The organism is Nitrospirillum karajorum, from assembly GCF_036348415.1.
Classification (GTDB): Bacteria; Pseudomonadota; Alphaproteobacteria; order Azospirillales; family Azospirillaceae; genus Nitrospirillum; species Nitrospirillum amazonense_B.
Genome location: NZ_JAZBQB010000001.1, coordinates 18,294 through 31,009, shown reverse-complemented (window position 1 = coordinate 31,009; position 12,716 = coordinate 18,294). Strand labels below are relative to the sequence as shown.

At 65.2% G+C, this 12,716-nt stretch carries 9 protein-coding genes; all 9 read right to left on the bottom strand.

Translation table 11 applies throughout. The features are described from left to right. Window positions 1–210 precede the first annotated feature (210 nt). A complete protein-coding gene (locus tag UCD39_RS00140) occupies window positions 211–3,009 on the bottom strand; it encodes a flagellar hook-basal body complex protein (protein WP_330494143.1) in 2,799 nt (932 codons plus the stop codon). A gap of 471 nt (window positions 3,010–3,480) precedes the next feature. Next, the gene (locus UCD39_RS00135; protein ID WP_330494142.1) at window positions 3,481–3,762 is read right to left on the bottom strand and encodes a hypothetical protein; all 282 of its coding nucleotides are present in this window, start codon (window positions 3,760–3,762) and stop codon (window positions 3,481–3,483) included. A gap of 11 nt (window positions 3,763–3,773) precedes the next feature. Continuing rightward, a complete protein-coding gene (locus UCD39_RS00130) occupies window positions 3,774–5,960 on the bottom strand; it encodes a flagellin family protein (protein WP_330494141.1) in 2,187 nt (728 codons plus the stop codon). Then, window positions 5,957–7,366 carry a flagellar hook-associated protein FlgK gene (flgK, locus tag UCD39_RS00125; protein ID WP_330494140.1) on the bottom strand — a complete coding sequence of 470 codons (1,410 nt, stop codon included), beginning with the start codon at window positions 7,364–7,366 and terminating at the stop codon, window positions 5,957–5,959. Before flgK ends, UCD39_RS00130 begins: the two co-directional genes overlap by 4 nt. A 209-nt stretch (window positions 7,367–7,575) precedes the next feature. Beyond that, window positions 7,576–8,931, bottom strand: a complete 1,356-nt coding sequence (locus tag UCD39_RS00120; RefSeq protein WP_330494139.1) for a peptidoglycan DD-metalloendopeptidase family protein — start codon at window positions 8,929–8,931, stop codon at window positions 7,576–7,578. Window positions 8,932–8,957: 26 nt separating this feature from the next. After that, window positions 8,958–9,692, bottom strand: coding sequence for a protein-L-isoaspartate(D-aspartate) O-methyltransferase (locus tag UCD39_RS00115; RefSeq protein ID WP_330494138.1), 735 nt, complete (start codon window positions 9,690–9,692; stop codon window positions 8,958–8,960). Beyond that, window positions 9,689–10,474, bottom strand: coding sequence for a 5'/3'-nucleotidase SurE (gene surE, locus UCD39_RS00110; protein WP_330495463.1), 786 nt, complete (start codon window positions 10,472–10,474; stop codon window positions 9,689–9,691). Before surE ends, UCD39_RS00115 begins: the two co-directional genes overlap by 4 nt. Window positions 10,475–10,484: 10 nt before the next feature. Next, a complete protein-coding gene (serS, locus tag UCD39_RS00105; RefSeq protein ID WP_330494137.1) occupies window positions 10,485–11,756 on the bottom strand; it encodes a serine--tRNA ligase in 1,272 nt (423 codons plus the stop codon). 114 nt (window positions 11,757–11,870) lie between these two features. Beyond that, on the bottom strand, window positions 11,871–12,704 hold the full coding sequence (tatC, locus tag UCD39_RS00100; protein WP_145730897.1) for a twin-arginine translocase subunit TatC: 834 nt from the start codon (window positions 12,702–12,704) through the stop codon (window positions 11,871–11,873). Window positions 12,705–12,716: the final 12 nt, after the last annotated feature.

The following is a 12,716-nucleotide window of genomic DNA, read 5'->3' as shown; positions in this document are numbered from 1 at the left end:
GGGCGACGCAGAAATGCCACCAAGGGCGGACATGCCGATGCGGTCGCATTGGTTTTAATAATGCAACCATTTCAACACCACAGGCGCGAGCGCGCAAGACAAAGCCGCCCGCCCCCAGGCCAGGGGCGGACGGCGCAATGCCAAGTGCTTGACGCAGAAGACCACCAGGCCCAGGACGGCGGCGATGGGCCGCACCTGGGCCATCAGGCCTTAGCGCTTCAGGTTGATGGTGTCCTGCAGCAGGTCGTCGGCGGTGGTGATGACCTTGGTGTTGGCGGTGTAGGAGCGCTGCGCCACGATCAGCTGGGTGAACTCCGACGCGATGTCGACGTTGGAGCCTTCCAGGCTGCTGGAGGCGATGTCGCCGGCACCGTTGATGCCCGTGTCGTTGAAGCGGGCCTTGCCGCTGTCCACCGTCTCGGTGAAGACGTTGCCGGTGGAACGCGACAGGGCGTCCGGGTTGTTGAACAGCACGATCGGAACCTTGGCGATGGTGCGCTGGCGGCCGTTGTCGTAGTTGGCCAGCACGGTGCCGTCGGCGTTGATCTGCACATCCTTGAAGGTACCGGCCGGGCTGCCGTCCTGCACCTTGGAGGTGACATTGATGCTGGTGCCGTCAAACTGGGTCAGGCCGGAAGGCTGACCGAAGTTCCCCAGGTTCAGCGTGAAGTGCTGCAGACCAAAGCCGAAGTCGATGCCAAAGCCGACGGTGGCCGCAGCACCGTTGCTTTGATCGGCGGTGACGGTGGCATTACCGGTGCCAACCGATGTGGAGTCCATGTGGCTCAACGTACCGGCCGCGGCCGTGGTGCCATCGGACAACACGCCGCCAAAGGTCAAATTGATGTGACCAGGCGTCTGGCCGGCGATGACCGGCGGCAAGGTCGTGAAGAAGCTGTCGCTGTTGGTGTTGCCGGTAAGGGTGATCGTGCCGCCGGACGACAGCGCCTGTACGCCCAGCCCCTGCTGCGACGCCTGGGTGTTGATCAGTGCCGCGATCTTGCCGCTGATGTCGCTCAGGCTGGCCTCGGTGCCGTCGGTGGTATACGAGACATGAATGGCCTTGCCCGGCGGCGTCACCTGCTTGGTCGCCAAGGTGGCGCCCAGGTCCCTGGTCGACAGCACCAAGGAAGTCGCAGTAGACGCGCCCGTGTTGAGAACGAAGGGCGATGAGGTGTCGTTATTAACCTGCGACGCCAGTCCCGCCACCGCCGACTGCAGATCCGGATACTGGGCAATGTTGTCCGCCTTGATCTGCAGATTGTAGGTCGTGGCACCTAAAGTAAGGGTATAGACTTGCCCGACGCTGGTGGCCGTCGTGGCCGTGACGGAAGAATTGCCGTTGGTGAAGTCGAAGGTGTAATCGGTCGGCAAGGTGGGGTCAGGCACCGTGCCCGACGTCGTCGAAGCCGTCACTGTGGCCGTCTGCGCCAGGGGCGGCGAGATGTCGAAGGAGTATTTGGTCCCGATGTCGCCCGGCTGGCCGGTGATGGTCAGCTTTTCCGTCTCTTTCTTGCCCGTCACATTGCCGGTGTAGATCGACGTGTTGGCGGTATTGAGCAGGTCAGGGGAGTCGGTGGCGGTCATGGACAACGACACCGGACCCGGGTTGGTGCTGGCCAAGGTCAACGTCCCGTTGGTGGCCGAGGCCGAGATATTACCCTTGAGGCTGGGGGTCGTGCTGGTGTCGGTGTTGACCAAGCTTGCCAACTTGGACATGACGCCGCTGAGGTTGACCAACGAATTGATGTTCTGCGGGGTCACCGTGACGGAGACGGTCACGGGGCCGATGGGGTTGCCGGCGTTGTCGGTGCCACTGACGGTGGCTGTGTACTTGTCGTCGATGTTGATTGAGTCGCCCACCACCGTCTGGGATACCGAACCTTTGACGCCCGTGCTGACATTGCCCGCCACGATGGTCGTGGCGGTACCAACGGTATGGCTGGTGATGGCGCCGTTGGAGACGGTGCCCACCGCGGTGAAGTCAGTCCCCGGGGTACGGGCGGTCAAGCGCAGCGCGCCGGTGGAGCTCACCGAGGCGGTGGCACCACTGGAGGTGTCCGAGCCGTTGATCTGGTCGGCCAGCGCCTGCGCAATATCCTTCATCGAGTTGAACTGGGCGGCGTTGGTCTTTGTGATGGTCTGGTTGTAAGTCTTACCGTTGATGACGACGGAGTACACGTCGCCGATGTTGAAGCCAAACGCTGGCGATGTGGCCGCGGTCGAGAAGGTGACATCCTTCACGCCGGCGCGGTCGAGGGTGTTTGGCGTCAGGCTGGATTCGCTGCTGGCAGCGGGGAAGCCCGTGGACAGCAGGCCCTGCACGGGCAGGGACGACGCTGTGCCCTGCGCGCCGTCGGCGGTGACGCCCAGCTGCCAAGTGCCCGCGGTGGCGCCCTGGCGCCATGTCAGGTTCACGTTATGCGCGGTACCCGCGCTGTCATAGACCTGCACCTGGGTCGGGGTGATGGAACCACTGGGATTGGTCGGCAGGTTGGCCTTGACGTCAATTTCCTTGGTCGGCACCGGGCTATCGATGTCCGACGTCACCTGCACCGGGCTGGCGGAGGTGGCGAACAGGCCCGTGGCGCTGTCGTAGGCGAAGCCGTTCAGGGCGTAACCGGAGTTGTTGACCAGGGTGCGCGTCTTGTCCAGCGCGAAGCTGCCGTCACGGGTGTAGTAACGCTCACCGGACGCGACGGTCTGCCCGTTGACCGTCGTCAGCTTGCTGACGCTGAAGAACCCGTTGCCGCGGATGGCGAGATTGGTCGGCGTGTCCGACGACGACACCGTGCCCGACACGTTGTTGACGTAGTCGGGACGGGCCTGGACGCCGCCCGCCTGGTATTGCGTGCTGCTGGCCGAGATGACCAGGGATTCGAACGATGTGTCGATGCGCTTGAAGCCCGTCGTCTGGGCGTTCGCGATGTTGTCGGAAATGTTGCTGAGCGCGGTGGACTGCGCCTGCAAACCGGAAATACCGACGGACATCGAGCCGAAAATGCTCATGGTGCTGGCTCCCAGGAAAGAGCGGTTGCGTATCTGACACTCCAGGAAAGCAAGATGGATGCCAGATTGCGAAGAATGTCGCCAAAGCACCCAACATCGCTCAGCAGAGACGCGACATCGAGCACCGACCCAAATAAGCCCCTAATCAGGAAGGGTTTTTTCGGCACCGCCCCATCCGCCCTACGGCTATCGGCGCCTGATTGCCGCCCGGCAGCAAGTGCCGCGAAGCCACGGCACCGGGGCATTTTTTCCTACCGCCGGCGCCACCCGGCCGTTTCTTCCGGGTCACTGGCATCGGCCGATCGGAGGGCCACAAGCGTGGGGGGCCGTGAACAAGGGCCCACAAACAAGGAAGGCCGGACTGGTCCTCCCCCTTTTGGGGAGACCGGCCCGGCCTTTTCCTGGTCCGTTCCTGTGGGTTCCTTTTGAACCCGCGGTCCCTTTTGGACCTGTCGCGTCGGAGATGCGGGATCAGGCGCCCTGCGTCACCGAGAACTCGCCGGAGCGAACGCTTTCAGCCAGGATTTCCAGGTATTCCGCGGTGGTGGTCTTACCGTACTTGGCCAGGATGCCGTAGATGGAGGCCATCACGGACATGGTGCCGATGGTGTCATAGGGCACGCCCTCGCTGGCGGCGTTCACCCAATAGGCGTTGAATTGGTCGAACAGACGGGCGCGCTGGGCCTCGTCATTCACCGGGGCGGCGGCGACGGTGGCGGCGGCGAAGGCTTGGGCAGGCGTGTAGGCGTTCATGGTGGATCTCCTCAGCTCAGGAAGTTGACAAGGGAAAGGGAAGCGATTTTGCCGGCGACGGTGTAGGCGCCCTGCTGCTGGTTCAAAGCCGCTTGCAATTGTGCTGCCACAGTCGTGGGGTCGACGTTCTGGATGCTGCCGATCTGGTTTTCGATGTCGGCCAAGGCGTTCTTGTGATTGGTCGCGGCTGTGCCCAGAAGGCTTTGCGCATTCACGGTGCTGGCGTCCAGTTGCCGGATCTGACTCTGAGCCGACACGATGCTGGAGCGCGCGCTGCTCATCAGCGCCGTGTAGTTCCCCGGATTGTTCACGGCGGACAGCATCTGCTTGATGCTGATGACCAGGCTCTGAATGGCGGGATCATTGGAGCTGATGCCGTACGTGACGCTGGTGCTGTCATCCACGTTCAGCGAGCTGCTGGCGAAAGCCGACGCGTTCTGGATAGCGGACTGATACTGGCTATCGTACGGGGCCAGGTTGGGCGGCGTGGTCACCGTGGTGCTGAAAGAACCCGGGGCCTGGTAGGGCGCCAACGTCACGGCCGTCATCTGGTTCTGGTTAGTATTGTTCTGCACCGTCGATGTGGTGGCGAAGCGCTGCGACCCCATGCCGGTCAAGGTGACCTGAGCGGAACCCGGTGGGTTTAGGGTAACGGTGGCGTCGGCCGAGCGGTGGGGATCCGCATTGATTTGAGCCGCCAGCTTGGCCGCCACGTATCCCATCGCATCGCCGGCGGCCACCGGCGGATTGGCCGTGGGCAGGCCCGTGCTCTTCATGGCCGCGAGATCGGCGGTGGTCATCACGTAGGTGTAGGCCGTTGGACCCTCGACCTTGTCGTAGCTGATGTTGTTCGCCGCGTTGGCATCGTCGCTGGTGACATTGATGGTGTTGCGGTTCCCCATGTTGATGGTGAACACGTCACCAACGTCGACGCTGGGACCATTCAGGTTGACGTTGTCGATCTGCGGTACGGCGGTCGTCGGCGGCACGGCGGTTGGGTCCGCGGCGACCGCCAATTGCGACGTGTATTGGGAATAGACGTTGTCCTGGTCGGTGTGGCTGGTGTAGCCGGGATAGCCCAGCAGCGTCGGATCACCGGCCGGCGTGACCGTATTCTGATAGCCGGCCACGGGGTAGACGTTCGAGGAGACGTCGAACGAATAGCCTGCCGAATTGCCAATCAGGGTCAGTTGATTACCGATGACAGAAGCCGTCAGCGGCAGTGGCGGCGTCTGCCCGTTGGCGATGGCCAGCTGATTCGGGTCGTTGATCTGTGACGCGAAGGCATTGAGGATGTCGGACATGCTCGTTTCCGACCCGGTCGTCGTGTAGGTCAACTGCTTGCCTGCCACGGACATCGTATAGATGTCGCCCGCCGTACCCAGCGTATTGCCGGTCAGGGTGACCTGGCTCACCTGCTTGGTGGCCGACAGGTTGCCCACCGGGGCGGTGTCATAGCGGCTACCGGCGAAAATGTAGCGGTCGCCGGCCTTGGTGTTCAGCAAGCTGGAAAGCTGCGTCAGCGCCCCCTGCAACAACGCCTTGGGCGCCGCCAGATCCGGGTAGGCGACACTGAAGGTGGCGCTTCCGGGCCCCTTCAACTGGTTGATGTTCAGACTGATGGACGCGCCATCACCGGGGCCACCAGTCATCTGGAAGGTCTGCTGGCCATCATCAGGCGGCACGGCGGTCAAGTTGATGGTCTTGGTGGATATGCCGCCCATACCGTCGTTGACGGTGACGTCATAGCTGCCGGCCTTGCCGCCGTTCGACGGCACGGCGGTGACCGTGTAGGTGGCGGCAGCGGCGAACACCGATTTGCTGCTATCGACCGACAGGCCCAGGTTGCCGTTGCTGGACGAGGTGACCGCGGATACCGAAGGCGACCCCGCCCCCGCTGGTATATTGGCCGAGCTCAGCAAGTTGGAGACGATGGTCTGCATCGACGACAGCGCTTTTTCGGTGGCGTTCACCTGGGTGGTGGCCGTCGTGATGGCGTTGGCGTAGCCGGTGTGCTGGGCATATTGGGTCTTCAGGTCGAGCAGCCGGTTGGCCTGCGAGCCATAGGCGGAGAGATCCTGCGACTTGATGCCGGAATTGAACTGCTGCTGCAGGTCGGCCAGGGTCGTCGAAGACCCGTTGATGCCGTTCAGCAGCGACAGGTAATTGCCGTAAGAGCTCACACGGGAGATGGTCATGTCACGGCCTGCGAAAGAGCGTCGAACATCTGCCCGATGACCGAGATCACCCGGGCGGTTGCCGAATAGTTGCGCTGAAGGACCTGAAGGTTCGCGACCTCCTCATCCATGTTGACCCCGGTCGAGCTGGCGTAGCGCGTCTGCAGGGTGTTCATGAAGGATGAGGTGGTGGTAGCTTGGGTGTTGACATTGGATTGGATGGTGGACCAGTTGCTGCCCACCTGGTCAGCCATGCCGCCATAACTGACGTTGGTCAGGGTCAAGCCGTCGGCCGTCAGGGTGCGGCCTGTCGCCGTCATGGCGCTGACCATGGCATTGACCGCCGATTGCTTGATGGTCTTGGTACCGTTCAGCAGGGACTTGTTGACCGCCAGGGTGCCGGCATCGCCGCCGGTGAACAGACCGGTATCCAGCTCACCGTCGTTGGTGGGGCCCGCGTTGTTATAGGCGTCGGTGATGCTGGTCGGCTGCCCTGCCTGGGTGGAACCGGTCAAAGCACCCGCGATGGCATTCAGCTGCGACTTCAGCTTACGGAACACCTCGGTCGTCGGGTCACCGCTGGCCGGCGCCGGGGAGTTGTCCGCGACCAGATCCAGAAGGCCGCCCAGCTTGCCGCTGCTGACGGCGGCGGTGATGTCGGCGCCGCCGGCGCCGGAGATCACACCCTTGTCATAGCTCAGCTGCGTGGTGGTGCCATCCACCAGGGTGGCGCCCGTGGGCGTGAACACGGCGATGGAGCCGTCATCGCGCAGGGTGGTGCGGATATTGATCTTGGAGGCCAGGTCGCGCAGCGTCGCGTCGCGCTGGTCCTCGAAATCGGCCGTCGGCTGGTTGCTGGATTTCAGAGCGGTGATGGTGGCGTTGAACTGGTCGATCTGGGTGAGATCGGTGTTGATCGACGTCACGGTCTGGGTGATGTCGCTCTTGGCCTGGGTCGCCATCTGGTCGACACCCGCCGAGAGGGTGTGGATGGTCTGGACCAGGGCCTGGGCCTTCTGCACCACCTGGTTCTGCGCCACGGCGTTTTCGGGCGCGGCCGACAGGGCCTGCAGGGAGGAGGTGAAATCCTGGAACGCCTGGGTCAGCTTGGGCGTTGCCGTATCACTGGCGGAGTTCGAGAGGGTGCTGCCCAGCAGGTTTCCGATCTGCCCCATATATTGGGACAGCACCTGCTGCATCCCGTTCTCGGACGTGGTCCCGTGCAACTGCGCCTGCAGGGCCGCGTCCACCGAACGCGAATACTGCGAGATGCTGACTCCGCTCAACGGATCGGTCGTTTGCGAAACGGTGTGTTTCGTACGATCCGCGTTCGTGGCGTTGTTCATGTTCTCTGAAACGACCTGGATGCCGGCCTGAATGACATTCAGGCTGTTGGCGGCCGTATTCAGCGCGCTGAACAAACTCATGGGACCGGGCCTCGGTGGCGGGGACTTCCGCGCAGGGGACCGACCCCCATGGCCGATCCGCCTCCCACTACGCAAAGCCCGGGCCAACCGGAGCAGCGGACTATACCGCTGGAATCATTCGTATTTTTGCAAACTGCTGAAAATGGCAGGGGCGGCAAAATCTGCCGCCCCCTTTTTATGCCGGGCCCCGCTAGGCAGGGATGACCGGGTCAGCGCCCGCCCTTCCCCGAGTCCAAAACCTCCATGGGATCCAAGACCTTATTGCCGGGCGCCCGCACCTCGAAGTGCAGCTGTGGGCTGGTCACGTTTCCAGTCGCCCCGACGGTGCCGATGCGCTGGCCCCGCGCCACCTTGGCCCCCGCCTCCACCATGATCTGGTCCAGCTGGGCGTAAGCGGTGACCAGGCCATCGGCGTGCTGGATCAGGACCAGGTTGCCGAAGCCGCGCAACTGGTTGCCGGCGTATTTGACGACACCGGCATCGGCCGCCACCACCGGCGTACCGGTGGGGGCCGCGATATTGATGCCATCGTTGTACTGGCCGCCCGGCTTGGGCCCATGGGTGGAGATGACCTGACCCGTCACCGGCCACAGGAACCGCGCACCCGACTTGGGCGTGGGCGCTGGCGCCTCGGGGGCGGACGGCACCGCCGGCACGGCCGCAACCACGGCCGGCGGGGCCGCAGTCCCCGGGGCACGGGTCGGCGCCGGGGTGGCGGCTGGTGGAGCGGCGGCCGACGGCGTGTCGGTGGGCTCGGACGAAGCACCCGGGGTGACAGGCGCCCAGCGGGCGGCCGGCGCCGCTGTCGCGCCAGGCGGAATAGCCGCCCCCGTGCTGCCGGTGGGAAGCGGTGCCGATGACGGCGCCGAAGCCTGTGGGGAGGACAAGACCTGGCTTTCCACCGTCCGCCTGGGGGCGGCGGTGACCGGGGGAGGCGCCGTTGCCGACGGGGGCGCCACCGTCACGGGCGCGCGACCCGCCGTCGTCACACCCGGCCGGGGTGCCGCCACCGGCGGCGGCGCTTCGGCCACCACCGGTGCATTCCCTGGTGGCGTCCAGCCTGGCGCGGCCCCGGAATGCGGCAGGTTCAGCGTCTGCCCCACGCGCAGCAAGTAGGGAGGCCCCAGATTGTTGAGGCGCGCCAACTCGTTGCTGTCCACGTTGAAGGTGCGGGCGATGCCATAGAGGGTGTCGCCCGGCTTGATCACGTAGGTGTGCGGCGTGGGCACCACCAGCCGCTGCCCCGGCGTCACGGTATAGGGCGGTTGCAGGTGGTTCTCATCGATCAGGTCGCGCAGGGGCACGTTATAGCGCTTGGCGACGTCATAGATCGTCTCGCCCTTGGAGACGAAGATGACGTTGGACGGCGTGGGCGGGGGCGTGACCACGGGGGCGGGCGGCTCCGACCGGGTGGCGCAGGCGGACAGGCCCAGCGCCAGGGCACCCGCGAGGGCGCCCCGCATCATCAGCCGGGACAGGCCCGGCGCGGCGGCGGGAACCGGAGCATCAACGGCCTCGGCCGCAAACGCGGCGACAGTCGTCGGGCGGAAAATCGTCAAGGCCATCGCACTTTTTCGTTCGAGGTAAGGCATCACGCCCGCTGATGGATTACGTCGGAAAAGTCGGGCGGAATTAGGGCCGGCGGCATAGTCCCTGGCATCCCCCCGGTCGACACCGCGGCGCCCGGTTCGGCCGGAACCTCCGGCAACAGCGGAACGAACCGAACCGGCCACAGCTGCTCCCGCTCCACCCCGGCCTCCGTCTTACGCAGGCGCACGACGTGCAGGCTACGCCGGTCGGGCCCCAAGGGTATGACCATGATGCCCCCCACCGCAAGCTGGTCCATCAGGTCCGGGGGTGGGTCCATGCCGCCGCCCGCCGTCACCAGGATACGCTCGAAGGGTGCCGCTTGGGGCCACCCGCGCATGCCGTCGCCATGGCGGGCCGTTATGTTGTGCAGGCGCAGGGCCTGGAAGCGCGACTCCGCCTCCGCCAACAAGGGGCGGTGACGTTCGATGGTGTAAACCCGGCGGGCCATCTTGGCCAACACCGCCGCCTGATAGCCCGAACCGGTGCCGATCTCCAGCACCTTCAGGCGATCGTTCAGGTGCAGGGCCTGGGTCATCAGGCCGACCACCATGGGCTGGCTGATGGTCTGGCCGTGACCGATGGGCAACGCCGTGTCCTCGTAGGCCTGGTCGTGGAAGGTCGGGGGCACGAACACCTCCCGCGGGATCAGCTCCATGGCGCGCAAAACATCCGTGCTGTTCACGCCATTGCGGCGCAACAGCATCAACAGACGGATCTTGCGCGCGGCGCTGCTCACCCGAATACCCCCTCCAGCCGCTTCAAGGTCTCGTAGTGCGTCAGGTCGAGATGGATCGGCGTGACGGAAATGCCGCCCAGCGCCTCGACCACATGGACGTCCGTGTCTTCCGGCACCTGGTCCAGCCCCCGGGCGGCGCCGATCCAGAAATAGGGCCGGCCGCGCGGGTCCGTACGCTCGAACAAATCATCCCCGGCCTTGCGGTTGGCGTGGCGGACGACATGGATGCCGGCCACCGTGTCCGGCTCCACTGCCGGGAAGTTCACGTTCAGCAGCACGTGGCGGGGCCAGTCGACCGCCACCCCCTTGCGCACGACCTCTGGCCCCCATCGCTCAGCCGTCGCCCAGTCCGGGTCCCGGCCATCGCGCAGGCGCAGGCTGAAGGCGAAGGCGCGAACGCCCAGCAAGGTCGCCTCCATGGCGGCGGCGACGGTGCCGGAATAGGTCACGTCCTCACCCAGGTTCTGCCCGTGGTTGACGCCGGACAACACCACATCCGGGCGATGGTCCGCCATGAGGTGGTTCACGGCCAACAGGACGCAGTCGGTGGGCGTGCCATCCACGGTGTAGCGCCGGTCGGCCAAACGCTTCATCCGCAGGGGACGGTGGATGGTCAGCGAATGGCTGGCGGCGGACTGCTCGGCATCCGGCGCCACCACCCAGACATCGTCGGTCAACTGCCGCGCGATGCGCTCCAGCGCCGCCAGACCGGGGGCGTGGATACCATCATCGTTGCTGATGAGGATGCGCAGGGGGCGGTCTTCCGCCCCTGGGGCCCGCATCGGCACGCCCTCAGCCACGGACGATACGCTCCAGCCCGTTCATGTAGGGCACCAGGACATCCGGCACGCGGATGGAACCGTCAGCCTCCTGGTAGTTCTCCATCACCGCCAGCAGGGCGCGCCCCACCGCCACGCCTGAGCCGTTCAGGGTGTGGACGAACTGGGTGTTCTTGTCGCCCTTGTGGCGCCAACGGGCCTTCATGCGACGGGCCTGGAAGTCCCCGCAGTTGGAGCAGCTGCTGATTTCCCGGTACATGTTCTGGCCCGGCAGCCACACCTCGATGTCGTAGGTCTTGGCCGCGCTGAAGCCCATGTCGCCGGTGCACAGGGTGACGGTGCGGAAGGGCAGGCCCAGGCGCTTCAGCACCGTCTCCGCCGCCTCGGTCATGCGCTCATGCTCCGCGGCCGACTGATCGGGCGTGGTCACGCTGACCATTTCCACCTTGTAGAACTGGTGCTGGCGAATCATGCCGCGCGTGTCGCGACCGGCAGCACCCGCCTCGGCGCGGAAGCAGGGCGTGCGCGCCGTCATGCGCAGGGGCAGTTCCTCGGCATCCAGGATGCTGTCGGCCACCAGGTTGGTCAGCGGCACCTCGGCCGTGGGGATCAGCCAGTGCCCGGTGTTGGTCTGGAACAGATCCTCGGCGAACTTGGGCAGCTGTCCGGTGCCGAAGGCCGCCTCGTCCCGCACCATCAGCGGCGGCGACACCTCGGTATAGCCGAACTCGCGCGTATGGGTGTCCAGCATAAAGTCGCCCAGCGCCCGCTCCAACCGGGCCAGCGGGCCCTTCAGGACGGTGAAGCGGGCACCCGACAGCTTGGCGGCGGCGCCGAAGTCCATGAAGCCCAGCGCCTCCCCCAGGTCGAAATGCTCCTTGGCGTTTTCGATCACCGGCGGGGTGCCGACGCGATGGCGCTCCACATTGTCATGCTCGTCCTTGCCCTGCGGCACATCGGCGGCCGGCAGGTTGGGGATGGTCGACAACAGGCGGTCCAGCTCCTCCGAGAGCGCCTTTTCGGTGGCCTCGGCCTCCGCCATGCGGTCCTTCAGGCCGGCCACCTCGTCCATCAGCGGCTGGGCGTCTTTGCCGTCCTTCTTATAGGCGCCGATCAGCTTCGACGCCTCGTTACGGCGGGCCTGCATGTCCTGAAGCGCCGTCTGGGCCGCGCGGCGGCGGGCGTCCAGATCCAGCACGACGGCGGACTGGGGCGGCAACCCGCGGCGGGCCAAGCCGCCGTCAAAGGCTTCGGGATTGTCGCGGAGGACGCGGAGGTCATGCATGGCAGGCTTCTTGGAAGACGGTTAGACGTTGGTCACCGACTTATAAGCGGGAAGCCCCACCGGGGTCCAGCCCGCCCCGCCATTTTGGCCGCACACCGGGTGTCAGGCCCGGCCTCAACCGGGCGTGCCCTCGCCGTTCGCGGCCTTCTCCGCCGCCTCCGCCTTCGCCAACTCCCGCGCCCGGCTACGCTCGATACGCCGGGCGGCGAACACCGACACCTCATAAAGCACGATCATGGGGGCCGCGAGCGTGGTCTGGCTGATGGGATCGGGCGGCGTCAGGATGGCGGCCAGCACGAAGATCAACACGATGGCGTAACGGCGCTTCGACGCCAGCTGGTCGGCGGTCAGGATACCGACGCGCACCAGCAGGCTGAGCAGCACCGGCATCTGGAAGGCGATGCCGAAGGCGAAGATCAGCGACATGGCAAAGGACAGGTACTGTTCCACCCGCGTCTCGGCCACGATGGGAACAACCCCTGCCCCGCCCCTCTGCTCAAAGCTGAGGAAGAAGCTGAGCGCCGTAGGCATCACGAAGAAATAAACCATGCAGGTGCCGAGCAGAAACAGCACCGGCGTCGCCAAAAGGAAGGGCAGAAAAGCCTTGCGCTCATGCTTGTACAGGCCGGGCGCCACGAACTTCCATATCTGCTGGGCAATGATGGGGAAGGCGATCAGCGCCGCCGCCCACAAAGACACCTTCACATAGGTGAAGAAGGCCTCGGTAGGCGCGGTGAAGATCAGCTTATGCTCTGGCGCATGTTCACCCCACGCCTTGACCATGGGGACCAGCAGCCAGCCGTAGATGCGGGCGGCGAACTGGTAGCAGACCAGGAACGCGACTAGCAGCGCCGATATGGAAATGATCAGGCGGTTGCGCAGCTCGATCAAATGATCCAGCAGCGGCATGCGCGAGGCGTCGATTTCGTCTTGGGTGGGATCGGCCATGGGGCGCTGGCC